We start from the raw sequence: 25,534 nt of genomic DNA, 5'->3' as shown, positions 1-25,534 counted from the left end.
GCGCTTTACGTGGGCATCGCCTATTTTTGTCTGGCGGCTTTGACCCTCCGTTTGACCAGCGACGGACGCAACCATGCCACGATCTGGATCGCCGACGCCGTTGTCCTTGCGCTGCTGCTGCAATTGCCGCGTTCGCAATGGCGCCCTGTGCTTGTCGCGGGTCTGATCGCCAACCATCTGGCCAATGATGTGGTGCGCGGTTTTGCATGGGGCCACATCCTTTATGGCGCGATCAACATCGGACAGGCATGGGTGGCGGCCATTTTCCTGCAACGCCGACTGGCCACGTCCAGCATCCTGTCCGACATGCGGACGCTGGGTCTTTTCGTGCTGTGGGGCGGGCTGATCACGCCCGCCGTTGGCGGCCTGCTTGGCTCGCTGACCACCATGGCCCTCTATCAGCAGCCTTTCACGCCCTCCTTCACGCGATGGTTTTTCAGCAATGCTCTGGGCATTGTGGTGGCCACGCCTTTTTTCAACTCGATCTGGGACGGTTCCTATGCCCGGTTCCATCGCGGCAAAAGCGTTGCGCAGCGGTGGAAAATGTTCGGGCTGCTTGCAGGCTATGCCGCGCTGGTCCATCTGGTTTTCATGCAGGGCGAGATGCCGCTGCTGTTTTTGCCGGTCTGCGCGCTCGTCCTGCTGACCTTTCCGCTGGGCCGCCATGGCATCAAGGCCGGCATACTCATCACGGCCATTATCGGCACGCTGGCCACCATCGCGGACCGGGGGCCGATTGCGCTGATGGATGGCGATCTGTTGACCAAGTCGGCCTTCTTCCAATTCTATCTGATCATGACGCTGGCCACCTGCCTGACCGTTGTGGCGATCATCACCTCGCGGGCGGAATTTTCGGCCAAGCTTGACGACCGCGACAAATCCATCCGGATGATTCTGGCCAATAGCCCCGATGCCGTGTTGGGGTTCGACGGGCATGGCTGCTGCATTTTTGCGGGCGGGCCGACCCAAGCCATGCTGGACATGGCAGCAGACCGTCTGGTCGGCGTCACGTTGACGCAGCTGACCGAAAAATGGCCCGAACTCGAAGGGTTTCTTGATGGCCGCGACACGGTGGTCGAACTGCAATCACGACAAGGTTTTTGCGTAGAGGCTTCCTTTGCCCTGCTCGACCCGGTTTCCGCCGGTTCGGGGGCGGTGATCACTTTCCACAACATCACCGCCCGCGCGTTGCGCGAAAGGGAACTGACGAGGAAAGTGTTTACCGACGATCTGACACAGATTCTCAACCGGGCCGGGTTCCATCAGGGTGTACATGAGGTGCTCAAGGAGGGCGTCACCTGCTCTTTGGCGTTGATTGATGTTGATTATTTCAAGGAAATCAATGACCGCTTCGGCCATGACAGGGGCGATGAAGTCCTCTCCCGGATCGGCCAATTCCTGCGGGCGGAGACCAGGGCGACAGACCTTGTGGGGCGCATCGGCGGGGATGAATTCGCGATCCTGTTCCGCGCCGATGCCACCACGGCGGCCAAGGTCTGCCGCCGCATTCTGGACAGGTGCCGCCAGCTCAACGGCCTGATCGAGGGCGGACATCCCGAGCATGTGACGCTCAGCTGCGGCATCGCGCAGATGATGCCCGGCTGGGGCAAGGCCCAGTTGTTCCGCACCGCCGATGAAGCGCTCTACGAGGTCAAGGCGCAGGGCCGCGATGCGGTCCGCCTGCGGGCATGAACCGGCCCGCCGGGGCGCAGGTCAGCGCGCCCTAGGGCCTGTCGCGGTCGGATGCGGGGCCAAACAGCCTCCTTCGCAAATCGGCAAAGCGTTGCCAGCGCCACAGCAAAAGCGCGCCCGTGCCCAGCACCGCCCACGGCAGACCATAGGCCAGACCCAGCAGCACCATGCTGATCATGGTCGTGACGCTGATCCATCCGGCATGGGCGGCATCGCGGATGGGGTTGCCGCCAAAGCTAAAGCCGTCCTCGCCGCGATAGTCGAAACGCATCGGCGTATTGGCCAGCAGGTCCGCGCTCTCGATCTGGGCCGATTTTTCCTGCGTGATCCGCTCGCGCAGATCGGCGATTTGCGAGCGCAATGCCTCCTGCCCGCGTTCATTGGGCTTGAGCGCGGCCAGTTTGCGCTCCGATTCCGCGATCTGCCTCTGAATTGACTGGCTGCGCTGCTGCGAGGCCGAGATTTTGGCGGCCGCGTCCTCGCCCGTGATTTCGGAATCGACCAGCCTGCCTGACGCCCTCTGAACAGCGGCAATGCCCTCCTTGCCAAAGCCGCGCGCCAGAGCGGGGGCCAGTTTGAATTCGAGCGAGGCCGAAACCCGGTCATTGTCCAGCAATTGATACCGCATCCCGGTGATGCGGCACTGGCCCGGCCCCAGTTTTTCGCAAGCGGCGGCATGGGCCTCCTGCACCGTGGCAATCGCCGCGTCGGGCAACAGGAAGGTGTAGCCATAACGAAAGGCCACGCCGGGCGCGGCGGCGGGATCGATCCGGGGGCCGGACAGATCCTCGGCCTTGCTGTCCGACGGGGCCGGACCGGTGGCTTCCTCCTGCTTGCTGCAACCCGCAACCATCGTCAGCACCGTCGCCGCCAGCAGCAGCTTTCTGTATCGGGTCTTCATTGCCGCCCCATCACCTTTGTCTTTGCATGGTCGCCCACAGTTATCCGGCGCGCGATCTGGCCCGTATGTGTCGCCTTCTTCTATCAATAGACCAGCCCGTGGCGCTTGTATTCATTCTCCACATTGGGCAGGAGCCGCCGGGCGCTGGCGAGTTCTCTTTGCGCCTCGGCCATGCGGCCCAATTTCTTGAGCACGATGGCGCGCACCAGTCTGGTTTCCCCCTGCGAGGGATTTTGCAGCAGCGCCGCGTCCAGATCGCTCAGCGCCGCATCCAGCCGGCCCATGCGCAGCCATACCACCGCGCGGCTGTCGAGGATCGGGGCCGAATTGTCGGTCAGCTCGATCGCGCTGGTGCAATCCTTGAGTGCGGTGTCGATCTGGACCTGCCTTGAGGCCTTGGCCCAGCATCGCGCGTTCAACAGTTCGGGATTGCCCGGCTTTTTCGCGATCAGCGTGTCCATTTGGGCCAGCCCTTCCTGAACATCGCCATACGATGCGATCAGCATCGCCCTATCCAGCAGGATGCCGTCCTTTTCCTTTCCGGCCAGCGAAATGCGCTCGTCCAGCATGGCCACCCCGCTGGTCAGATCGCCGCGCCGCGCGGCAATGTCGGCGGCCAGATTGAGCGCGCCGACATCGGAAGGATCGAGCGCCCTGGCCGCTTCGGCATCCTTGGCCGCGGCCGCCAGATCGCCGGTCTGGACCTCAAGATTGGCGCGGTTGACATAGTTTTCGGCCGCAGGCGCCTTGGCGATGGCCTGCGTCCAACTGGCGATGGCGCCGGGATAGTCGCCGATGCCTTTGAGGAAGCTGGCTTGTCCCGCCAGAGCCGATATGTCCTCAGGCTCGCTTTCGCTGACCGCCGCTTTGAAAAGGGTCGTGACCGCGGCAAGCTGGGTGCCCGGCGCCTTGGCGGCAAGGGGCAGATCCCATCGCCGCAATGCATCCTGCGGGGCCAGCAGGCGGGGGCCGGCCGACAGCGCCTGCGCGGCCAGCGCCCTTTCGGCAGGGATGCGCGCGGGGGCGATTTCGGCCGCGCTGCTGCTCAGGCTTTCGTCCAGAATGACCTCGTCACCGGCCAGGGTGGTCTGCCGCTCCATCCTGTATCCGGCCACCTCGCCGGAAAAGGACGCGCTGCCCTCCATCGTATAGCCGCGCCCGCCGTCCGGCAGGCGCAGGCGGGCGTGAATATGGGCCTTGTCCGGGGCGGCGGTGGCCACCGGGATTGCGGCCCATGCGGTTCTGGCGCGGTCGGGCGTGAACGAGATCTTGTCCAGAATGCGGGAAAGATTGCGCTTGCGCCGGTTCTCATCCTGTCGCCATGGCGTCGAAACCAGCCCGCGCCCGGTGACGGTCACGGTCGCCTCTTCCTTGTTTTCGGTCAGCGCGAGTTTGGTGAACTGGCCTTCGCCGACCATGTTGCTCATCAGACCGTGCAGCAACTCGAACTTTTCCTTCTCGCCGATCTGATTGGCCATCAGCCAGAGCGCCGTCGCGTTTCGGCCGCGCAGGGTCAGACGGGCGTCGATGACGCTGGGCAGATCAATGCTGGAGCTTTCATCGATCACAAGATCCATATCGGTGGTGGCGCGGGCGGGCGCCTTGCGCACCACTTCCTCCAGATCGGCCCCGTCCTTTCTGACGGGCAGGACATAGCGCATAGCGGGCGTATCGCGCAGATCGGCCAGACTGGTGCCTGCCGCCGTGCCGTCGAGCCAAATGCTCTGACCATCAACCCGCGCGCGGACAAACACATGATTGAACGCGGAGAGCGCGGGCAGGCGGTCCTTGACCAGATCATCCAGCCCGACATGGGCCAGCACCGGCTCGGCCTCGATCCGCATCGCATGCAGCATGGTCAGCAGCAGCAGCGTCTTGGCCTTGCAGTCGCCATAACGCACCGCCCATGTCTTTTCGGCGGGTTGGGGGATGTAATTGCCGCCATCCATCGACAGCGCAAGATAGCGAATGTCATCCTGAACCACGCGCAGGGCGGCCGCGATGCGCTCGACAGGGTCGGTCGTCCGCGCGGTGATTTGCGCCACGGCCTTGCCCAGCGCGCTGTCGGGCAAGAGCGGGCCATCTGTCGTGTAGAGCGGGGCCACCGTTTGCGACACATCCGTCCAGGAGGCAAAGGAGGACACCTCGATCATCGCGGGGTGGCGATAGCGGCCCGGTGCGTCATCGGGCATTTCCGGGGCCTTGGGCGCGGGAAGGGTGATATTGAGCACCGTGTCGCCGCCAAGGCTGGCGGTGCTGGTTGCGGCATTGTTGGCCATCAGCTTCCAGTGCAGCGCCTCGCCCGCGGGCCAGAGCACGCGCATGCCGGCCTTGCTGGTTCGCGCGGGCAGCGAAAGCAGCGGGCTGACCCATTGCACATGGCCACCCAGCGCCGGATCGTGCATTGTGCTGGACAGGCGCAGCCGCAGCGTATCGCCGATCCGCAGCCCCTCCACCGCCAGCGTCGCCGTCAGCACGCCGGTCAATTGCTGCTGTTCAAGGCTTTGTTCGCGGCGCAGGACGGTGAATTTCTGGCCCTGCGCCAACAGGTCGATCTTTTCGGCTCCGCGCAGGATGCTCAATTCATGGATGATCAGATCGCCCTTGTCCGGAAACCACGGCAGCGCGATCATCGAATTTTGCGTCAGTTGTTCGGGCGAGGAGATCCGGTTGGCGATATCGACATAGTTCCACGACTGGCCCTTGCTGAAACGCTCCTGAAAATCAAAGGCGCTGGGCGGAGCGCCGCCGGGCGTGGTCAGTTCCTTGGGCAGGCTGCTTTCCACCACCCATGCGGGCGCGGGCTGATAGAGCGGCTGATCGGCGGCAAGGGCGGGGCAGGAGTGCAAGAGTGCAGCATAGGCGGTGGCAACGAGCCATCTTTTGCGCATGGAAATCCCTGAATGATGCCTGCGGAACCGGAACGGAATCGCATGTTGCCGTGCCAGAGTGACCGAGATGGGATTGGGGATCAAGGTGGAGGGGCGCAAAAATTGATCCGGCACAGAGCAGAAAAAAAATTCGTACCGCGCCGCTGCTGCAAGAAGCCGGGCGCATGGGGGCGGGCCTGTTGTTGCCGTTACTTTTGCGGTTCGTCGATGGCTGGCCTTGCCATTCCCGATTCTACCTTCGGCCTCTCTGCGCGACAAGTGGTGCAGGGGTCATCGGGTCATGGCCAACTTTGGCAAGAAGCATGCCGCAACATTTATACGCCCCGTTCCATCAGGCGTCATGGTTTTTGTTCGGGGGGAAAGATCCTGTCGCGCCCCGATGCCTGTTCGGCGGCCCGCAGGCCCCTAGACGACCAATGAGACTTCGATCCTGCTGCCTTCCCCGATCTTCTCGCGTTTGCGCAGTTCCGCCTTGAGCGGCAAAATCCACCCGCCGGTTTCACGCTGAGGGAAAATCGAGGTGTGCCATGTGGTCGTGCCGATCGTGGCGCGCACGGCCAGCGAGCCGAAACCGGCCGTCAGCCCGAGCGAAGCCAATTTGAGTTCGGCAGCCGGCGCGCCGGTGATGCTCACAAAGAACCAGCGCGTGGGTTTCCCGCCGCGATGCGCCTGCCATACCCAGACCGTGCCGGTAAAGGTCACTTCCCCGCGCTCGCTCATGGTGCGGGCGGCTTGCTGGTCTGGGGCAGGAATCGCCATGGCATGGTCGCATAATGACGCCGCCGGGCCATCATGCCAAGTATCTGTCCTCAGGTGATCAGGCGATAGCCGATCCCCGGCTCGTTGCGGATCATGCTCTGTTCGACCGGCACATCCTCCAGTTTGCGGCGCAATCCGCGCGCGGCCACGCGCAGATATTCCACCGCCTGCTCCTGCCCCGGCCCCCATACGGCGCGCAGGATCGCCGCATGCGAGACAACCCGGCCGGGATAGCGCGCCAGTTCGGCCAGAAAGCCATATTCCTTGGGGCTGAGATGCACCTGCGCCCCGTCGCGCCGCACGATGCGCGCGGCCAAATCGATTTCGACCGTCCCCAGCCGGACCAGCGGCGCGGCATTCTCGGCCAGCAGCCGGTTGCGCAGCGCGACCCGCACGCGGGCAAGCACCTCCTCTGTGTCGAAGGGCTTGGTGACATAATCATCGGCGCCAAGATCGAGCGCCGCCACCTTTTCCCCCGTCGCATCCCGCGCCGAAACCACCAGCAGCGCGGTTTTGGCGGCCTTGATCGGGCCGATCAGCTCCATCCCGTCGCGATCAGGCAGGCCCAGATCAAGCAGCACCAGATCGGGCTTGTCGATGCTGAGCGCGGCCAGCGCCTCGCGCGCATTGGCCGCCTCGACCACATCCAGCCCCGCGCGCGTCAGACTGCCGCGCAGCAGGCGGCGGATCGCCATTTCATCGTCCACCACCAGAATTTTCGCCCCACCTGTCATATCTTGCCCTTCATGGCTGATCGCTTTCCTTCCATAATAACGCGCCGGGCATGTGCAGCGTAAAGCAGGCCCCGCTGCCGTCCGTGCGGTTGGCCGCGCGCGCCTGCAATCCCATCGCTTCGGCAAAGCCTTTGACAATGGCAAGGCCAAGCCCTGTCCCGCCCTTGCGGTCCGATCCTTCCAGACGGGTGAAGGTTTCAAACACGCGCGCCTCGGCGCCGGGCGGCACTCCGGGGCCTTCGTCGATCACCGCAAGATCCAGCCCGTCGGCATCGGGCCGGGCCTCTATGCGGATGGGGGTCTCGGCGGGGCTGTAATGGGCGGCATTCTCGATCAGATTGATCAGGCAATGATGCAGCAGCCTTGGATCAAGCCTTACGAGGGGCAGATCGGGGGCAATGCCGATGAGGAGCGGCCGCGCCCCCAGCAAATGGCGCAGGTCATGCACCGCGCTGCTCACGGCCTCGGCCAGATCGACGGGTTCGGGCCGCCATTCGACTGCCCCCGTCTCGATCCGCACCATATCGAGCAGATTGGCGACAAAGCGCTGCAGCCGTTCACCTTCGGCGCGGGCGAGGGTCAGCACGCGCTCCTGTTCGGGGTTGGCGGGCGTGACATTGCCCAGCAGGCCGATGACCGCGGTGAGCGGCGTGCGCAGATCATGGCTGACCGAGGAGAGCAGGGCGGCGCGCAAGGCATCGCGCTCCTCCAAACGCCGCATCTGTCCGCGCTCGGTCTCCAGCCGGATGCGGTCGAGCGCAAGGCCCGCCTGATCGAGAAAGCTGGTCAGCATCGGCAGCAGGTCGGCCCGCACCGGCTGCGCCGCATCGGGATGCGCCACGCCCAGCACCGCCAGCGCCTGGCCCCCCGCCTCAACCGGCAGAAACAGCCATTCGGCCGCCGAGAGCGTATCCGATCCGCGCCCGGCCGGTCTGCGATTGTCAAAAGCCCATTGCGCCACCACCCGGTCCAGCGCCTGCAAGGCGGTGTCGGGCGGACTGGCGGCGATTTCGACCAACGCCCCATCCTGCGGCATCAGCAGCACCGTATAGCACCCCAGTAGCCCCGCGCCTTCCTCGCACAGTACACGGCCCAGATCGCCCGCCGCGCCGATCCCCGTCAATTGCCGCGCAAATCCGGCCAGCGCGCTGGACCGCACCGCGCTCGCCCGCGACAGCATGGCCGTATCGCGCAGCCGCCCCGCCATATGGCTGACCACCATCGCCACCGCCAGCAGCACCACCACCGTGATCAGATTTTGCGGATCGGCAATGGTGAAAGTGTGGACCGGGGGGATGAAGAAGAAATTATAGGCCAGCGAGGAGAGCAGCCCGGTCACAATCCCCGTCCACAACCCATAGCGCGTGGCCGCCAGCATCACCGGCAGCAGATAGAGCAGCGCGATATTGGTGACGCTGCCCAGCGCGGCGAACATCACGCCTGCCAGCGTGACGCAGGCGATCAGCGCGCCCGAAATCAGCAGGCCGGGGGGCAGGAGCCATGCCGCCAGATCGAACTCTGTACCCCGCGCGCGCGACGGGCGGCGGGGCGGCGCGGCGCGCGGCACCACGTGCAGCGCCGCGCCCAGCCCCAGCCCCGCCAGTTGCGCCGGGAGCGGATCGCGCCGGAAAAGACCTCTGCGCGCGCTCTGCCCCATCACCAGAATGGTCGCGCGCAGATCGGCCGCCATATGCGCCAGCCCTTCGGCAAGCCCTCCTGCCGGAACGGTCGCCACCTGCGCGCCCAGTTGCGAGGCGAGGTGGAGCGCGGCCGAGAGCATCTCGCGCGATGAAGCCGTGGGGGCGCCATGGCCGGTTTCGATATGCACCGCCGTCCATGGCGCCGAAAGCGAGTCCGCCAGCCTTTTGCCCGCGCGCACCACCTCGAGCGCCCCGGCATCCGCGCCCACGGCCACCAAAAGACGCTCACCCGCCGCCCATGTGCCCTCCAGCGCATGGGCGCGCAGATAGTCGAGCATCTGGACATCGACCGCCTGGGCCGCACGGCGCAGCGCCAGTTCGCGCAGGGCCGTCAGATTGGAATGCGAAAAGAAATGGGCCAGCGCTCGGCTCGCCTCCTGCGGCACATAGACCTTGCCCGCTTTCAGCCGCTCGATCAGCTCGCCGGGGGGAATATCCACCACTTCGATCTCGGCATGGTCCAGCACCCGGTCGGGCAGTGTCTCGCGCACGCGCAGCCGGGCAAAGGAGGCCACAACATCGTTGAGGCTCTCCAGATGCTGGACATTGAGGGTCGAATAGACGTCGATTCCCGCGTTCAGCACTTCCTCAACATCCTGCCAGCGCTTGTCATGGCGGCATCCGGGCGCGTTGGTATGGGCCAGTTCGTCGATCAGCACGAGGGCGGGATGACGCGTGAGAATGGCGTCAAGGTCCATCTCATGCAGGGTCTGGCCGCGATGGCCGAAGGCGCGGCGGGGGATGATCTCAAAACCAGCCACGCGCTGCTCGGTTTCGGCGCGGCCATGGGTTTCGATCACGCCGATCACCACATCCTCGCCCGCATCGCGGCGGCGCGCGGCCTGTATCAGCATTTCATAGGTCTTGCCCACGCCCGGAGCAGCCCCAAGGAAAACCTTGAGACGGCCGCGGGCGTCATCCTGACGGCGCAGCGCGCGCAGCAGGGCGTCGGGATCGGGGCGGGCCGTGTTCACCGCGCCATCATGCTCCCTGACCGGCGGCCGCGTCGAGGGCCAGATTGAGGCGCAGCACATTGACCCGGTTTTCGCCCAGCGCGCCCGCCAGCGGGGTTTCAATGGCCGCGCGCACCAAAGCCTCGACGCGGGCGACGGGCATATGGCGCGCCTGCGCCACGCGGGGGGCCTGCAAAAGGGCCGCCTCAGGGCTGATATGGGGGTCAAGCCCCGAGGCGGAGGTTGTCACCATGGCAGGCGGGACATGGGAATAGCCTTGGGCGCGCAGGGCGGCGGTATCCTTGGCGATGCGCTGCGCCAATGCGGTGGATGCGGGGCCAAGATTGGACCCGGCCGAGGCGCCGGCATCATAATTGGCCGCCGAGGGGCGGGGGTGGAAATAGCCGGGCGCGGCAAAGCTTTGCGCCAGCAGGTCCGATCCGATCACCTGCCCGTGGCGCCGGATCAGGCTGCCGTTGGCCTGACGCGGGAAAAGGGCCTGCGCGGCGGCGGTGATGGCCAGAGGATAGGCCCCGCCCAGCAGCAGGGCAAAACCGGCGGTCATCATCACCGCGGGGCGCAAAGCGGAAGCAAAGGTCTTGAGCATGGTTCGTCTCCCTCAGGCCAGATTGAGCGCGGCAACGGCAAGGTCGATGGCCTTGATGCCGACAAAGGGCGCGATCAGTCCGCCCAGCCCATAGATCGCCAGATTGCGCGCCAGCATCGGCCCGGCCCCCATCGGGCGATAGGCCACGCCGCGCAGCGCCAGCGGCACCAGCGCCGGAATGATCAGCGCATTAAAGATGATGGCCGACAGGATCGCGCTTTGCGGAGAGGCCAGACCCATCACATTGAGAGCGCCAAGGCCGGGATAGAGCACCACGAACATGGCCGGAATGATGGCGAAATATTTGGCCACATCATTGGCCACGCTGAAGGTGGTCAGCGCGCCGCGCGTCATCAGCAATTGCTTGCCCAGACCCACGATCTCGATCAGCTTGGTCGGGTCAGAGTCCAGATCGACCATATTGCCCGCTTCGCGCGCGGCCTGCGTGCCGGTGTTCATCGCCACGCCCACATCAGCCTGCGCCAGAGCGGGCGCGTCATTGGTGCCATCGCCGCACATGGCGACCAGACGCCCGCCCTGCTGCTCCTGCCGGATCAGGGCCAGCTTGTCCTCAGGCGTAGCCTCGGCAAGGAAGTCATCGACGCCTGCCTCGGCGGCAATGGCGGCGGCGGTCAGCGGATTGTCGCCGGTGATCATCACGGTGCGGATGCCCATCTGGCGCAATTGGGCAAAGCGGTCGCGCACGCCCGATTTGATCACGTCTTTGAGTGCGACCACCCCCAGCAGGCGGCCATTTTCCGCCACACCCAGCGGGGTCTGGCCAAGGCGGGCGATGTCGTCGGCCATGCGGCGCAGTTGCGCGGCGGCGGTTTCTTCGGCTTCGGGATGGGCGCGCAGCAGCGAATCCACCGCGCCCTTGTGGATCAGGCTCTGGCCGGTGCGAATGCCCGACAGGCGGGTCTGGGCGGTAAAGGGGATTACCTGCGCATCCCGCGGCAATTCGCCCTGCGCCAGATAGGCGGCGCGGGCCAGCACCACGATGCTGCGCCCCTCAGGCGTCTCATCGGCCAGACTGGCCAGCAGCGCGGCCTGCGCAAGGCGCTCCATCGCCACGCCAGTCAGCGGGCGGAATTCGCAGGCCGCCCGGTCGCCCACGGTAATCGTCCCGGTCTTGTCCAGCAGCAGCACATCGATGTCGCCCGCCGCCTCGACCGCACGGCCCGATTTGGCCAGCACATTGAAGCGCACCAGCCGGTCCATCCCCGCAATGCCGATGGCCGAGAGCAGCGCGGCAATCGTGGTGGGAATGAGCGTGATCAGCAGCGCCGCCAGCACCGCCACCGGCACGCTGCCCCCCGCATAATGGGCAAAGGCGGGAATCGTGGAGACCGCGATCAGGAAGATGATCGTCAGCCCCACCAGCAGGATCGTCAGCGCGATCTCATTGGGGGTCTTTTGCCGCTGCGCCCCCTCGACCAAGGCGATCATACGGTCGAGAAAGCCTTGCCCCGGCTCCTGTGTCACGCGCATGCGGATATGGTCGGAAATGACGCGGGTGCCTGCGGTGACGGCGCTGCGGTCGCCGCCCGCCTCGCGGATGACGGGGGCGCTCTCGCCGGTGATCGCGGCCTCGTTGACGCTGGCCACGCCCTCGATCACTTCGCCATCGGCCGGGATCAGATCGCCGGTTTCGACGATGACCTCGTCGCCGCGCTGCAACTGGCTGGCCGGGATGGTGCGGCCATCGGGCAGGCGGGCGACCAGATCGGATTTTGCGGCGCGCAACGAGGCCGCCTGCGCTCGCCCGCGCCCTTCGGCCAGCGCCTCGGCAAAGGTGCCGAACAATACGGTCAGCCAGAGCCAGGCGATAAGCTGGAGCTGAAAGCCCAGCGACAGGCCGCCATCGCCAATGATCAGCAGCACGGTCAGCAGCGTGGCGACAACCGCCGTGGTGAACAGCACAGGATTGCCGATAAGCTCACGCGGGGCCAGTTTGCGCAAGGCATCGCGCATCGCGGGCAGCACCAGTTCGGGCGCGAACATGGATTGGGGGGTGGACATCTCTATCGTCCTTCAAAACGCGGTATGGGCCAGCACCGAAACCTGATCGGCAATCGGGCCAAGCGCGAGGCTGGGCAGGAAGGTGAGGCCGCCAAGGATCAGGATCACCCCGATCAGCAGGCCCACCCACAGCGCCCCGGTGGTGGGAAAGGAACCGGTCGTGGCGGGCGTATGCCGCTTGGCCGCAAGGCTGCCCGCGATGGCCAGCACGGGGATGATGACGAAGAAGCGCCCCACCCACATCGCCACGCCCAGCAGGCCGTTATAGAAGGGCGTGCCTGCGCTCAGCCCCGCAAAGGCCGAACCATTGTTGGCCGTGGCCGATGAGAAGGCGTAGAGGATTTCGGAAAATCCATGCGGGCCTTTGTTGAGCGGCCCGGCCAATCCGGCGGGCAGCACGGCGGCCAGCGCGGTGAAGCCAAGGATTGAAAGCGGCAGCACGGCAATCGCCAGCACGGCCAGCTTGACCTCGCGCGCCTCGATCTTCTTGCCGACATATTCGGGTGTGCGCCCCACCATCAGCCCGGCCACGAACACCGCCAGCAGCGCAAACAGCAGAAAGCCATAGATTCCCGAACCCACGCCGCCGATGACGATCTCGCCAAGCTGCATGTTGAAGAGGGGGACAAGGCCGCCGATCGCAGTGAAACTGTCATGCATGGCGTTGACCGCGCCGCAACTGGCGGCCGTGGTGACGGCGGAGAACAGGGCGCTGGCGGCGATGCCGAAGCGCACTTCCTTGCCCTCCATATGGCCGCCCGCCATGGCCAGAGTGGCGCCATCGGCCTCCTGCCAATAGGCGATGCCGGCGCCCGCCACGAACAGGATCAGCATCGCGCAAAGGATCGCCCAGCCTTGCCGCGTGTTGCCCACCGCCCGGCCAAAGCACCATGTCAGGCCCGACCCGATGGCAAAGATCGAAAGCATCTGGACGAAATTGGTCAGCGCGGTGGGGTTTTCGAAGGGATGGGCCGAATTGGCGTTGTAAAAGCCGCCGCCATTGGTGCCCAGCATCTTGATCGCCTCCTGGCTCGCCACGGGGCCAAGCACGATGGTCTGGCGCGCGCCCTCCAGCGTATGGGCTTCGACCAGACTGGCGAAGGTTTGCGGCACGCCGCAGGCCACCAGAAACAGCGCGTAGACCACGCAGAGCGGCAGCAGCAGATAGAGCGTCACGCGGGTGCAGTCGGCCCAGAAATTGCCGACCGTCTTGGCCTCGTGGCGGGCAAAGCCGCGAAACAGGGCAAAGGCGATGGCGATGCCTGTGGCGGCCGAAAGGAAGTTATGAATCGTCAGGCCGACCATCTGGCTGAAGTTCGAGAGCACGCTTTCGCCCGCATACCATTGCCAGTTGGTGTTGGTGACAAAGGCAATGGAGGTGTTCATCGCGCCATCCGCGCCGATCCCGGCCAATCCGCGCGGGTTCATCGGCAAGACGCCTTGCAACCGCAGGATCGCATAGGTGAAGAGCGTGAGCACCACCTGAAAGGCCAGCATATGCAGCCCATAGGCCAGCCAGCCCTGTTCGCGCGCAGGATCAATGCCCGATGCGCGGTAAAACCCGCGCTCGACCGGGCCAAGCAGGCGATGCAGCGGCGTGTCGCGTCCGTCATAAAGTGCAAAGAGCCATTGCCCCAAGGGCCTGGCCAGCAGCGCCACCAGAGCGGTGAAGACGAGGATCAGGCCCCAGCCCGACATGGTCATGCCATTCGTCACAGGTGCCTCCTTTCTAGAATTTTTCGGGCCGCATCAGCGCGACCACCAGATAGGCGAGCAGGCCCAGCGCGGTGAGCGCGGCCAGCCAGAGCGAAAGGGTCATTGCCGTTTTCCTTGAAGATCAGGCGCGCTCGGTCAGGCGCAGAAAGGCAAGGCTGGCCAGCACGAGGCCGGCCAGTAGGCCGAGCCAGACAAGGTCGTTCATCGCATGAGCATCCTTTGCGGATCGAAGGATGCCGCAGGGCAAGAGACCCTTGCGGCACAGCCGGGATGCCGCAGATGCGCGCTAAATTGCCATGTGAGGCTGGGGCAGGCGGCGTGAAATCTTCGTAAAATCCGCTCCGGCTTCGGGATCGTTCCGGCCCGCGTGGCGCATGAACACCATCTGACGGTTTACGGCGATGCGCTGGGTATGGGCGGGGGGAAGACCTGTCGCGCCGATGCGGTCCTGCGGCCGTCGGGGCCGATTGGCCCAGCGCGTCTGATTTCGCGCGACATGCGCGGATTTTTGCTATGGTTAAGTGCCTTCGGAGTCTCCATCCATGAAACGCCTTATTCCGCTTCTGCTTTCCGCCCTTGTTGCCACCCCTGCGCTGGCGGCCAGTCAGGGGGCCGATGTTGCCCGGATCGAGGCGGGCACCTATGCCGCCGATCCGACCCATACCGCTGTTGCCGCGCGGGTCGATCATCTGGGCTTTTCCAAGACCACCCTGCGCTTTGCCAAGGCGGGCGGAGAACTGACCTTTGACCCGGCCAGGCCCGAGGCGGCCACGCTCGATGTTTCGGTCGATGCCGCATCGCTCAGCACCGACACGGAAGCGCGCGACAAGGAATTGCGCGGCCCCGGCTTCTTCAATGTCGCGGACTTTCCCGCCGCGCGCTATGTTGCCGCCGGGCTGGTGCGGGTCGATGCCACCCATGCGCGGGTCAATGGTCGGCTGACCCTGCTGGGCGTGACGCGCGAGGTGCCGATGGAGGTCACGCTGATCGGGGTCGGCACGGGGCTTGCCAATGACAAGCGGATCGGCGTGACCGGCCATATGCAGATCAGGCGGTCGGATTTCGGCATGAAAACCTTCCTGCCCTTTGTCGGCGACGAGGTCAGCATCGACATTGACGCTGAATTTTCGAAGAAGAAGTAAATTATGAGCAACACGCCCCTCCGCTATCGCCCCATGGCCATCATCCTGCACTGGGCGATTGCCGCGCTGCTGCTGTTCCAGCTTGGGCTGGGCTGGCATATGGCCGACATGCCGCGCTCGGCGGTGATGTTTGCCGCGTTTCAGTTCCACAAGAGCATCGGCATGGCCATTCTGCTGCTCTCGCTGCTGCGGGTGGCGGTGCGGGTAGCCTCGCCCCGGCCCGCGCCGGTGGAGGGTCCGCGGTGGCAGACAAGGCTGGCCTCGGGGGTGCATGGGCTGCTCTATCTCTTCATGATTGGCGGGCCTTTGACGGGATGGGCGCTGGTGTCGACCGCGTCGGTGGCGGTGCCGACCTTGCTGTTTCACACCGTTCCGCTGCCGCATCTGCCGATCAGCCATGGGTGGCATGACGGGATCGAGGCGGGTCATTCGCTGCTGGCATGGCTGGGTGCGGGGCTGATTGTTCTGCATATTGGCGGGGCGCTGAAACATCAGTTGGCGGCTCGGCGTGAGGAATGGGTGGTGCCGCGCATGATGCCCGCGCATGTCCGCTCTGTATGGGGCGCGGTGGTGCTGGCGCTGGGCGTTCTGGGGATCGCTTTTGCGCTGCCGTGGGTGCTTTATCGGGCGCCGTCGGCGGCGGCCGCGCCTTTCGCGCCCGCTGCGCCTGCGCCTGCCGCTTCTGAAGCGCCGCCTGTCGAGGAAACCCCGGTGGCCACCGCTTCGGCCGAGCCGGACAAACCGCTGACCCACGATTGGGCCATCGAGCCGGGCGGGCGTCTGGGCTTTTCCGCCACGGTCAACGGCGGGCCTGTCGAGGGCCGTTTCGGCAAATGGACCGGCAAGGTCACCTATGACCCCGATCATCCGCAGGCGGCGAAACTGGCCGTCACGGTGCAACTGGCCAGCGCGTCGAGCGGGGATCAGACGCGCGATTCCATGCTGCAGGGGCCCGAATTCTTCGGCTCATCCCCGATGGGGCGGGCGGTGTTCACGGCCTCCGGGTTCAAGCCTCTGGGCAGCGGCAAATTTTCCGCCGACGGCGCCTTGGCCATCAATGGGGTCAAGGTGCCGGTCACGCTGAACTTCGACCTGAAGATAGCCGAGGACAAGGCCACCGTTAAAGGCAGCGCCCGGCTCGACCGGATTGCGCTGCATGTCGGCACCGGGCAATGGAGCGCGACCGACCAGATCGGCGCCGAGGTGGGCCTGTCGTTCAGCCTGAAGGCGCATCGACTGTAAAACAAGAGAGGGAAGGGCATGAAATCATACGTTCCGGGCGCGCTGGCGCTGCTGATCGCCGGACAGGCGCAGGCGGCCGAGCCGCAGTTGGAATTCGCCTTTGAGGAGGTGGTGACGCTGGCGGGCAATGTGCCGGTGGGGACAACCGCGCTGGGCGGGCGCAACATCGTGCCGATCACCGGGGGCACGTTCAGCGGTCCGGGGATTTCGGGCAAGGTCATGCCCGGCGGCTGGGACTGGCAATTGCGGCGCGCCGACGGCTGTTTGCAGATCAAGGCCGATTACATGCTGCAAACCGACGACGGCATGATCATCAATGTCCTCAATCAGGGCGTGTCATGCCCGCCCGAGCCGGGCCGGGCGCCCGGTGTGCGGACGTTCCCGGTGTTCGAGGTGCCGATGGGCAAATATGGCTGGCTGGCCAAGGAAGCCTTTGTCGGCATTCTGGTGCCCGAAACCCAGCCGGGCGGGGTCCGTTCGGTGCGGATACGCTTTTACCGCGTGAAGTGAGGTTGCCAAAGGGGGCGGATCGCGCCTGCCCCCTCAAACAAACGGTCGAAACAGCACCTTTAGGCAAGCCGAGGTCATGCGCGAGGTGACGGACGCGATGATTGCTGCCATCATCGGCGGCAATGTCTGAGAATCTTTCCCTGAGCGATACCAAGGCCCGGGCCATCCTGCGCGCGGTGCATGGTGCGGCGATTGAGGCCGCGCTGCCCGGCCTGGCTATACGCGCCCATCTGCCGCCCGCGCCGCGCGGGCGCTGTGTGGTGGTGGGTGCGGGCAAGGCTTCGGCGGCGATGGCCGCCGCGCTCGATCAGGCCTTGCAGGAGGCATGGGGGCCGCAGGTTTCCGTTTCGGGCGTGGTGGCCACGCGCTATGGCCATGGGGTTGCGGCAGGGCGGATCGAGATTGTCGAGGCGGGCCATCCGGTGCCCGACGCCAACAGTGTGATCGCGGCCCGGCGCTTGATGGAGGCGGTCGCGGGGCTGGGGCCGGATGATCTGGTTATTGCGCTGGTGTCGGGGGGCGGGTCGGCCTGTATGGAATGGCCGGTCGAGGGCATGGGGCTGGACGATCTCCAGACGCTGGGCCGCGCTTTGCTGGCTTCCGGCGCGGGGATCGGCGAGATGAACACGGTGCGCCGCCATCTCTCGCGCGTGAAGGGCGGCAGATTGGCCGCCGCCGCCGGGCCTGCCCGGGTCTATACTCTGCTGATCAGCGATATTCCCGGCGATGATCCGGCCGCGATCGCCTCAGGGCCGACGCTGGCCGATGGCACAACGCCCCGCGATGCTCTGGCCATCATCGAGCGCTATGGCCTGCCGGTGCCCGAGGCGGTGCGGCGCGCGATGATGGAGGCCCCGGCCTGCACGGTGGCGGGCGAATATCGGATGATCGCCTCGCCGCAGCAGGCGCTGACGGCGGCGGCGGACAAGGCGCGCGAACTGGGCTTCATGCCGTTGATGCTGGGCGATGCCATCGAGGGCGAGGCGCGCGAATTGGGGCGGGTCATGGCGGGTATCGCCCTTTCCGCGCGCCAGTGGGGCCACCCGGCCCCGGCCCCCGCCATCCTCCTGTCGGGCGGCGAGGCAAGCGTGACCTTGGCGGGCGCATCCTTTGGCAAGGGCGGGCGCAACACCGAATTTGCCCTGTCGCTGGCGCTGGCTCTGCAGGGCGCGCCGGGCATCTGGGCGCTGGCCGCCGACAGCGACGGCATAGACGGCAGCGATGATGCGGCCGGGGCGATCATCGCCCCCGACACGCTGGCGCGTGGGGCCGCAAGCGCACTCGAGGCCAGGGACTTTCTGGCCCGCCATGACAGCTACAGCTTTTTCGCCCCTCTGGGCGATCTGCTGATCACCGGTCCGACGCTGACGAATGTGAATGATATCCGCATCATTCTTGTGGCGTGAGGGGCAAAGGGGCCGAACTCCTTCCTGCGTGTTCCGGCCCCCTTGCACTGACAGCCGTCCTGCAAGCCCGGCAATCAGGCCCGCGTGATCGATGCGCCCCTTCGCGCAGCGAGGCGCCGCCGCTGGAGGCTGCGCCCGCGCCCGATTTTCGCTATATGGCCGATGCGCAGCGGCGCCGACCTTCGACCAGGCTGCGCCGCTTGATCAAGCATCTGCGCATCAGTTTCGGCGATCCGCCCTATTGGGGTTGAGCCTCAGCGCGTCATGACCCGGCCAATGCCGCCGCTTCGGCATCCATCCGCGCATAGAGGATGTTGCGCGCCCGCGCCCCGGCGGCGTCGCCCGGCAGCCACCCCAGTTTCACATCGCGCAGCGACCGGCCCGCCAGATTGCGCTGCTGTTCCTCCAGCATGGGCAGATCCTCCGTCTCGAAGGGCATTTTCAGAAACTCCACCTGCGTTTGGGCCAGCATCTCGGCCTGCGGGCCGATGGCGCGGGGAAAGGCGATGGAATAGAAATAATGGGTGCTGCCCTGCGTGGCCGGGGTAAAGAGATGGGCGGTCGGCGTGCCGCGCGCGCCGTTGCGGTCCTGCCCCGCCGGAACCGCTCCGGCAAAGATCGCCAGATTGGCCGGAGCATCCCAGCGCGTGTGGATCCAGCGATCAACCGGGCGGTCCGAAGGCACGCCCATCGGCCCGGCCAGTTCGGGCCGCATCATCTCGCCATAGACATCGCGGTTCGACCAGATCTGATCGCCTTCCTGCCGCCATTCATACGCGCCGTTGGCCACCTCGCTGCTGCCCAAAGTGGTGGGGTGGAGGAACTGGATATGGCTCAGATCAAGGATATTCTCGACCTCCAGCTCCCAATTGGCCTCAACCAGCAGATAGCCCTGGCCCACGCAATGATCGGCCGGATCATTGAAGGAGAAATCGGGCAGCAAGGCAGGATCGGCCGCATCGGGATCGCCCATCCAGATCCAGATCGCGCTGAACCTTTCCACCACCGGATAGGACCGCAGCCGCATCCCTTTGGGCGGCGCGCCAAAGGGATTGTGCACGCAGGCCCCCGTCCGGTCAAAGCCCAGCCCATGATAGCCGCAATGCACCGTGCCATCCTCAAGCCGCCCCATGTGCAGCGAGGCATAGCGATGCGGACAAACGCCGCTGAGCGCGGTGACGCTGCCGTCGGCCTGACGGAAGAAGATCAGTTTTTCGTCCAGAATGTGGCGCGACAACATGCTCTGGCCCGTAACCTCGCGGTCCCATGCGGCGACATACCAGGCGTTGCGGATGAACGGCATTGCTTGCTCTCCCATGATTATGTGTACCGATGGTACATTTTATATGGACCAAGTCAATGCTGATGTGATGACCGCGCGGCCTGATCGCGCTACAGCCTTGCCGCAACACCTGCCGACCCTCTACGGAGCCCGTCCTTGTCCCAACCCACCGAACCCAAGGCGCCCCCCGCCGCCCGCACCCGCAAGGCCGATGCCGCCCAGACGCGCCGCGCCGCGCTGATCGAGCACACGCGCCGACAGATGCTGCTGCACGGGCCGCATAATGTCAGCCTTGCCGAGGTGCTGCGTCTGGCAGGCGGGTCAAAGGCCACGGTGGTCAAATATTTCGGCGGCCGGGACGGGCTGATCGCAGCGGCCATGCTCGATACGGCCCAGACGACCATGCAGGAACTGACGCTGGGCGAAAGGGGCGGGTCGGTGGCCGAGGCGCTGGAAAATCTTTTGGCGGGCGTCCTGACCTTCTATCTCCGGCCCGAGGCTTTGGCGGTCTATCGCGGGGTGATTGCCGGCGCGGGCAGTCCGGAAGGGGCGGGGCGCATCTTCTATGAATCCGGCCACAAGAAAATCGTTGAGGAATGCGCGGCCTTTCTTGATCGGTGGAAGGGGCGGGGCCTGCGCGAAGATCTGTCCTCGCCCGAGGTCGCGGGGCAATTGGTGCATGCGATACGATCGGGAATTTATGAAGAGGCGCTGCTGGGCCTGCGGACCATCCCGGTGGATGCTTCATCCATCCGGGAAAAGGCCCAATCGGTAACGCGGCTCTTTCTGGCGGGGGTGGCTTCCTAGGGGGCGCTGCCTGCCTTGTCGGGGCTGGGGATCATCGTGGCGGGGTAAAGGCGGCCCGGGCCTGCGCCACGCGCTCTCTTGCCACGCATCCGACGGCGTGATCATTGACCAGCCCCATCGCCTGCATGAACGCATAGGCCGTGGTCGGCCCGACAAAGGACCAGCCGCGCTTTTTTAGATCCTTGGAAAGGGCGACCGAGGTGGGGGTGGTGGAGACGACCTGCAAGGCGGCGCCCGGTTCGACCGCCTGTTCATAGCGCCAGAAATAGGCGGCCAGCGAGCCCTCCTGCCGGACCATCTCCACCGCGCGCCCGGCGTTTCTGATGGTGGCCTCGATCTTGCCGCGATGGCGCACGATGCCCTCGTCATGCAAAAGGCGCTCGACATCGGCCTCGTCATAGAGGGCGATGCGGTGGAAGTCGAAACCGTCAAAGGCGGCCCGGAAATTGTCGCGCTTGGCCAGAATCGCGCGCCAGCTAAGCCCCGACTGGAACCCTTCCAGCGTCAGCTTCTCGAACAGGCGGCGGTCGTCGGCCACCGGAAAGCCCCATTCGGTGTCATGATAGGCCATATAGTCGGCCGTTGCCGCGCACCAGTGACAGCGGTGATACCCGTCGGGGCCGGGGACGGTTGCGCTCATCAATCAGGCCTTTCGGGTTTTCTGCTTGGTCATGTTGAAGGCGACCGCCGCCTTGATCAGCGCATCGAAAGCCGCCGCATCGACCATGTCGCCTTCGCGCAGGTCGATCGCCCGCCGTGTACCACCGCCAAATCCGGCATTGAACAGCCCGGCCGGATCATCCAGCGCCGCGCCATGCGCAAAGGTGAGTTTGACATAGGCTTTATAGACCTCGCCCGTGCACAGGATGCCCGCATGTTCCCATGTCGGCACGCCCGACGGGTTGGACGGTTTGGCCCATTTCACGCTTTCCACCACATCGGGGTCGGCCTGCAGGATCATGGAGCGCAAACGCGCCAAAGTCTCGCCCCGCCAATCGCCCAGACCGGCCAGTTTGGCATCGATACGGGCAGACGGCGTTTCCTGCTCTGTCATGGCTTCATCCCGAATGTATTTTGCTGTCGGGCATTTGCCACGGGACGGGCGAGGGTTCAATTAAAAGGGGATCTCGATGCCCTCGAAATCGAAGAGTTTGCCGCTGTCATGCGGTTTGAGCCCCTCGATCACATCGAGCAGTTGCAGGGCCGCCCGCTCGGCATCAAACAGCTTTCCGGCCGCGACATTGCCCTGAAACGGGCGCGAAAGCGCGGTGTCGACCGTTCCGGGATGCAGCGCGACGACAATCGAGCGGTCATTGCGACGGCGCTCCTCGATGGCCAGATTGCGTATCAGCATGTTCAGTGCCGCCTTGGAGGCGCGATAGCCGTGCCATCCGCCAAGCCGATTGTCCGAGATCGACCCCACCCGCGCCGAAAGCGCGGCAAAGACCGCCCGCCCGGTCCGGGGCATGAGCGGCAGGAAATGTTTGGCCACCAGAACCGGGCCGATGGCATTGACGGCATGGACCCGTGCCAGCCACGCCGGATCAAGATCGCGCAGCGCCTTTTCCGGCCCGCGATTGCCGTCATGCAGCAGCCCGGTCGCGACAATCACCAGCGTGGGCGGCGGCCCCTTGGCCACATGGGCGGCGGCCCCGGCAATGCTGGCCTCGTCGAGCAGGTCGACATGCTGCGCCCCAGGGCGTGAGCGGGCAAAACCATGGACGGTTTCAAAGACGCCTTCCTCGATCAGCGCCGTTTCAAAGGCATGGCCGATCCCGCCCGATGCTCCGATGATGACGGCGCTGCTGCTCATGCGCGGGTGAACCGCCAGCGGTCGGCATCGCTCTGGGACGCGTCGAAGCGATAGCCGTCGCTGTCAAACCCCCGCATCGCGTCAATGTCCGTGATGTGATGTTCGCACATCCAGCGCGCCATCATGCCCCGCGCGCGCTTGGCATGGAAACTGATGAAGCGCGGGCCGTCGGGGCCTGCCTCGCGGAATTCGACCTCGACCACGCGCAGCCCCGGCAATTGTCCGGCAACGGCCGCGAAATATTCCTGACTGGCAAGGTTGAGCACCACGCCTGAGCCTTCCTCCTCCACCTGCGCGCGCAGATGGTTGGCGATCCGGTCGCCCCACCAGTCGGTCAGCTTTTTGTGGCCCGGCGCCCAGCGCGTGCCCATTTCCAGACGATAGGGTCGGATGGCGTCCAGCGGGCGCAGCAGGCCGTAAAGGCCCGAGAGCATCCGCACATGATCCTGGGCAAAGGCCACACCGGCCTCATCGAGCGTATGCACCTCAAAGCCGGTATAGACATCACCGGCAAAGGCGAAAAGCGCCTGCCGTTCGGGCAGGTCGGCAAAGCTGTTGAAACGCTCGACATTCAATTGCGCCAGCTTGGGCGAAATATGCATCAGCTTGCCCAATTGCTCGGCGGTCAGATCGGCGGCTGAGCGGGCCAGATCGAGGGCCTCCCGCGCAAAATGCGGGGTCGAAACGGCAAGCGTTGGCAGGTCGCGCTCGAAGTCGAGCGTCTTGGCCGGGGAGAGCAGTGCAATCATCGGCGTCGCGTTAGCCCGAGCGGCGGGCAGCGTCAAACTGTCCGCGCGGCCATGTGGCGGGGCCTGCGCAACCGGATCAGGGACAAGCCTGTGGAGGCGGGCCGGGCGCATGTGGAAACGGGGGCGGTCCGATGCTAGAACCTTCCGCAAAACAGGGGGGAATGCCATGAACTGCTGTCGGTCCGGCCCGGTGATTTGCCGTAACGCCCTGATGCGGGCGCCCGGTCTTTCCCGCCATGGCGGATGATCGCGCCGCCTGCGGTCGCAAGCCGCGCCTGATCGATGTCGCGCAGGCTGCCGGTGTTTCCGTTGCCACCGTTTCGCGCGTGCTGGACGATCACCCCGCGATCACGCCCGAAACCAAGGCCCGCGTTGCCGCCATCGCGCGGGAACTGGGATATCCCTTGCGCGAAGGGGGCAAGGACAAGGCCAAAAGCCGCAACCGAAAGCCCAAACGCAGCGGCTCGATCTGCGCGGTCATGCCCGTCGCCCTGCCCAGCGGCAGCCGCCTTGCCAATTCCTTCGAGCTCAACCTGCTGGGCGGGATCGGGGCGGCGATGCGCGACCATGGGCTGGATTTTTCGATATCGTGTCAGGCGCCCTATGATGACGCCTCGCTGGCCCGTTTCATGGCGACGCATCCCTATGACGGCATCATCTTTCTGGGCCAGTCGCAGTTTCACTCCGGGCTGAACCGGATGGCGCAGGGGGACCGGCCCTTTGTCGTCTGGGGCGTGGAAACGCCCGATCAGCTCTATTGCTCGGTGGGCAGCAACAATGCCGAGGGAGGGTGGCAGGCGACCAGCCATCTGGTGAAACTGGGGCGCAAGCGGATCGCCTTTATCGGTCAGGCGGCGCCCATCACCACCGCCCAGACCCGGCAGGCGCAATTGTCGGAGCGGCTCTCGGGCTATCGCAGCGCGCTGGCCGGGGCGGGGCTGGCGGCCGATCTCACCATGCTGCGCCCCGCGCCATCGGGGATGCAGGCGGGCATGGAGGCGGTGCAGACGCTGCTGGACCAACAGGCGGATTTCGATGCGATTGTTGCCTCATCGGATCTGGTGGCAGTAGGGGCCATGCGCGTGCTGCATGAACGCGGACGGCGCGTGCCCGATGATGTGGCCATCGTCGGCTATGATGACAGCGAGGCGGCCCGTCTGGCCCATCCCCAATTGACCACGATCCGACAGGACACGATCCTTGCGGGCCATCTGCTGGTCTCGAAATTGCTGCGCATGATGGCGGGCTATCAGGTGCGTTCCGAAAGATTGCCCACCGAACTGGTTGTTCGCGAATCCTGCGGGGCCTTGTCCGCCGAGGGAAGGACCGCCCCGCAGGCGGCAAACAGGGCAATCAACCCATAGGCCAGTATCGGGATCACAAAGCAGAGGCCAAAGCCGAAATGCTCCCCGGTCCAGCCGACCAGCACCGAAAGGATCGCGCCCCCGGCAATCGCGGTGCTGAGCAATCCCGACACAGCCGCCGATGGCGCCGTCGATCGCTCGACCGTGATGGAAAAGATCACCGGAAACATGATCGCGTTGAGCAGACCGATGCTGAGCGCGGCATAGCCCGCCACCGGCCCCGAACCCAGCGCGGCAAGAGCGCTGGCGATCACCGCCCCGCCCGCCGCCATGCCCAGCATCCGCGCCGGGGGCCAACGGTGGAGCAGCCATGTGCCCGCCAGACGCCCCGCCAGCGCACCGCCCCAATAGAACCAGCCCAGATAATGCCCCGCCTGCTCCAATGTCAGGTCGAGCACCGATCTCTGGTGCAGATAAGGAATGAGGATGCTGCCGATGGAGCCTTCGGCGCCGACGTAAAGGGCAATCCCTCCGGCCCCGGCCAAGGCCCAGCCGGAGCCCAGCGCCGCGCGGATGGGCGCGATCCCCGACGGCACCGCCGCCGCATGGCCCGAAGGGCGCGAACCGGCCCAGGCCGTGGCCCCGACCATGACCGCCGCGATCAGCACCGCTCCGTTGATCGCCGCCGACCAGCCATAGGCCTGACCAATGCCCAGCGCCATGGCGGGGGCGCCCGTCGCCCCGGCACCCAGCGCAAGGTTTGTGCCCAGCGACACGCCCACCAGTACGCCCAGCGAATTGAAACTCTGCGCCAGCGTCAGGCGCGAGGAGGCCTTGCGGACATGGCCCAGTTGAACCACCAGCAGATTGGCCGCCACCTGAAGCACCGATGTGCCCAGAGCGATGACCGCCAGCGAAAACAGCACCAGAGCGTAACGCGCATCAACGCCCAAGGGCGCAAGGATGAACAGCCGCACCTGAAGACAGCCCAGCGTCATCAGCCCCAATCCGCCCAGCACCATCGCCTTGGCCCCGAAGCGGTGCAGCAATTGGGCGAGAATCAGCGAGGACAGCCCGCTGACCACCAGCGCGATCCATTGCACCGTCATGGCCGAGGAAAGCCCCAGTCCAAAGACAATGCGAATCGCCGGAATCAGTGTCGGCGCCATCGCCCCGGACAGGCCCATGACCAGAAATACCATCAGCGCAACCGCTTGAAGCGATTGCTGGCGATCAGAGGAAGAGAGGACCGAAACCTTGTTCATTGCGTGCTTATGCCTTGCAGAGGGCGGGGCGGACAGAGT

General features: G+C 65.5%; 22 protein-coding genes. 7 read left to right on the top strand and 15 right to left on the bottom strand.

The window, feature by feature from the left end:
- Positions 1 to 39: 39 nt before the first annotated feature.
- Entirely contained in the window at positions 40 to 1,692 is a 1,653-nt protein-coding gene (locus PQ457_RS20505; protein ID WP_420541000.1) for a sensor domain-containing diguanylate cyclase, read from the top strand.
- A gap of 31 nt (positions 1,693 to 1,723) precedes the next feature.
- On the opposite strand, the gene PQ457_RS20500 is transcribed toward PQ457_RS20505, so the two are convergent.
- From PQ457_RS20500 to kdpF, 9 genes are all read right to left on the bottom strand, one after another.
- Positions 1,724 to 2,593 carry a hypothetical protein gene (locus PQ457_RS20500; RefSeq protein WP_273619654.1) on the bottom strand — a complete coding sequence of 290 codons (870 nt, stop codon included), beginning with the start codon at positions 2,591 to 2,593 and terminating at the stop codon, positions 1,724 to 1,726.
- 83 nt (positions 2,594 to 2,676) lie between these two features.
- Complete coding sequence (locus tag PQ457_RS20495; protein WP_273619653.1) at positions 2,677 to 5,484, bottom strand: DUF3857 domain-containing protein; 2,808 nt, start codon at positions 5,482 to 5,484, stop codon at positions 2,677 to 2,679.
- Positions 5,485 to 5,889: 405 nt separating this feature from the next.
- Complete coding sequence (locus tag PQ457_RS20490; RefSeq protein WP_273619652.1) at positions 5,890 to 6,204, bottom strand: DUF1905 domain-containing protein; 315 nt, start codon at positions 6,202 to 6,204, stop codon at positions 5,890 to 5,892.
- A gap of 89 nt (positions 6,205 to 6,293) precedes the next feature.
- Positions 6,294 to 6,977 carry a response regulator gene (locus PQ457_RS20485; protein ID WP_273619651.1) on the bottom strand — a complete coding sequence of 228 codons (684 nt, stop codon included), beginning with the start codon at positions 6,975 to 6,977 and terminating at the stop codon, positions 6,294 to 6,296.
- Positions 6,978 to 6,987: 10 nt separating this feature from the next.
- The gene (locus PQ457_RS20480) at positions 6,988 to 9,651 is read right to left on the bottom strand and encodes a sensor histidine kinase (RefSeq protein ID WP_273619650.1); all 2,664 of its coding nucleotides are present in this window, start codon (positions 9,649 to 9,651) and stop codon (positions 6,988 to 6,990) included.
- Positions 9,652 to 9,658: 7 nt separating this feature from the next.
- Entirely contained in the window at positions 9,659 to 10,237 is a 579-nt protein-coding gene (gene kdpC, locus PQ457_RS20475; RefSeq protein WP_273619649.1) for a potassium-transporting ATPase subunit KdpC, read from the bottom strand.
- 12 nt (positions 10,238 to 10,249) lie between these two features.
- Positions 10,250 to 12,259 carry a potassium-transporting ATPase subunit KdpB gene (kdpB, locus tag PQ457_RS20470; protein WP_273619648.1) on the bottom strand — a complete coding sequence of 670 codons (2,010 nt, stop codon included), beginning with the start codon at positions 12,257 to 12,259 and terminating at the stop codon, positions 10,250 to 10,252.
- A gap of 12 nt (positions 12,260 to 12,271) precedes the next feature.
- A complete protein-coding gene (kdpA, locus tag PQ457_RS20465; RefSeq protein WP_273620417.1) occupies positions 12,272 to 13,963 on the bottom strand; it encodes a potassium-transporting ATPase subunit KdpA in 1,692 nt (563 codons plus the stop codon).
- Positions 13,964 to 13,988: 25 nt separating this feature from the next.
- Positions 13,989 to 14,078 carry a K(+)-transporting ATPase subunit F gene (gene kdpF, locus PQ457_RS20460; protein WP_273619647.1) on the bottom strand — a complete coding sequence of 30 codons (90 nt, stop codon included), beginning with the start codon at positions 14,076 to 14,078 and terminating at the stop codon, positions 13,989 to 13,991.
- A 439-nt stretch (positions 14,079 to 14,517) separates the two neighbouring features.
- Between kdpF and PQ457_RS20455 the strand changes: the two genes are divergently transcribed.
- The 4 genes from PQ457_RS20455 (at position 14,518) to PQ457_RS20440 (ending at position 18,275) form a co-directional block, all read left to right on the top strand.
- The gene (locus tag PQ457_RS20455) at positions 14,518 to 15,117 is read left to right on the top strand and encodes a YceI family protein (protein ID WP_273619646.1); all 600 of its coding nucleotides are present in this window, start codon (positions 14,518 to 14,520) and stop codon (positions 15,115 to 15,117) included.
- A 3-nt stretch (positions 15,118 to 15,120) separates the two neighbouring features.
- Positions 15,121 to 16,359, top strand: a complete 1,239-nt coding sequence (locus PQ457_RS20450) for a YceI family protein (RefSeq protein ID WP_273619645.1) — start codon at positions 15,121 to 15,123, stop codon at positions 16,357 to 16,359.
- 18 nt (positions 16,360 to 16,377) lie between these two features.
- Entirely contained in the window at positions 16,378 to 16,869 is a 492-nt protein-coding gene (locus PQ457_RS20445) for a DUF3237 domain-containing protein (protein ID WP_273619644.1), read from the top strand.
- A gap of 122 nt (positions 16,870 to 16,991) precedes the next feature.
- Positions 16,992 to 18,275 carry a glycerate kinase type-2 family protein gene (locus tag PQ457_RS20440; protein WP_273619643.1) on the top strand — a complete coding sequence of 428 codons (1,284 nt, stop codon included), beginning with the start codon at positions 16,992 to 16,994 and terminating at the stop codon, positions 18,273 to 18,275.
- A gap of 262 nt (positions 18,276 to 18,537) precedes the next feature.
- Here the strand turns inward: PQ457_RS20440 and PQ457_RS20435 are convergent, their stop codons facing one another.
- The gene (locus PQ457_RS20435) at positions 18,538 to 19,578 is read right to left on the bottom strand and encodes an aromatic ring-hydroxylating oxygenase subunit alpha (RefSeq protein ID WP_273619642.1); all 1,041 of its coding nucleotides are present in this window, start codon (positions 19,576 to 19,578) and stop codon (positions 18,538 to 18,540) included.
- A 135-nt stretch (positions 19,579 to 19,713) separates the two neighbouring features.
- Here PQ457_RS20435 and PQ457_RS20430 point away from each other — a divergent pair, with 135 nt between their 5' ends.
- Positions 19,714 to 20,364 carry a TetR/AcrR family transcriptional regulator gene (locus PQ457_RS20430; RefSeq protein WP_273619641.1) on the top strand — a complete coding sequence of 217 codons (651 nt, stop codon included), beginning with the start codon at positions 19,714 to 19,716 and terminating at the stop codon, positions 20,362 to 20,364.
- 31 nt (positions 20,365 to 20,395) lie between these two features.
- Here PQ457_RS20430 and PQ457_RS20425 read toward each other — a convergent pair whose 3' ends face one another.
- From PQ457_RS20425 to yaaA, 4 genes are read right to left on the bottom strand one after another with little or no spacing between them, the layout of a single operon-like run.
- Positions 20,396 to 21,004 (bottom strand): DNA-3-methyladenine glycosylase I, encoded by a 609-nt coding sequence (locus PQ457_RS20425; RefSeq protein WP_273619640.1) that lies wholly within the window; start codon positions 21,002 to 21,004, stop codon positions 20,396 to 20,398.
- A gap of 3 nt (positions 21,005 to 21,007) precedes the next feature.
- Positions 21,008 to 21,418, bottom strand: coding sequence for a DUF1801 domain-containing protein (locus PQ457_RS20420; RefSeq protein WP_273619639.1), 411 nt, complete (start codon positions 21,416 to 21,418; stop codon positions 21,008 to 21,010).
- Between the two features lie 60 nt (positions 21,419 to 21,478).
- Positions 21,479 to 22,177 (bottom strand): SDR family NAD(P)-dependent oxidoreductase, encoded by a 699-nt coding sequence (locus PQ457_RS20415; protein WP_273619638.1) that lies wholly within the window; start codon positions 22,175 to 22,177, stop codon positions 21,479 to 21,481.
- A complete protein-coding gene (yaaA, locus tag PQ457_RS20410) occupies positions 22,174 to 22,926 on the bottom strand; it encodes a peroxide stress protein YaaA (protein WP_273619637.1) in 753 nt (250 codons plus the stop codon). Before yaaA ends, PQ457_RS20415 begins: the two co-directional genes overlap by 4 nt.
- A 236-nt stretch (positions 22,927 to 23,162) precedes the next feature.
- On the opposite strand from yaaA, the gene PQ457_RS20405 reads away from it, so the two are divergent.
- Positions 23,163 to 24,290, top strand: a complete 1,128-nt coding sequence (locus PQ457_RS20405; protein ID WP_273619636.1) for a LacI family DNA-binding transcriptional regulator — start codon at positions 23,163 to 23,165, stop codon at positions 24,288 to 24,290.
- Here PQ457_RS20405 and PQ457_RS20400 read toward each other — a convergent pair.
- Positions 24,176 to 25,495, bottom strand: a complete 1,320-nt coding sequence (locus tag PQ457_RS20400) for an MFS transporter (RefSeq protein WP_273619635.1) — start codon at positions 25,493 to 25,495, stop codon at positions 24,176 to 24,178. The two genes, PQ457_RS20405 and PQ457_RS20400, sit on opposite strands and share 115 nt — an antisense overlap.
- Positions 25,496 to 25,534 lie beyond the last annotated feature (39 nt).

Source organism: Novosphingobium humi (genome assembly GCF_028607105.1).
GTDB classification, from domain to species: Bacteria; Pseudomonadota; Alphaproteobacteria; order Sphingomonadales; family Sphingomonadaceae; genus Novosphingobium; species Novosphingobium humi.
The sequence above is the reverse complement of the archived record's forward strand: the minus strand, read 5'-3'. Positions and strand labels throughout refer to the sequence as shown.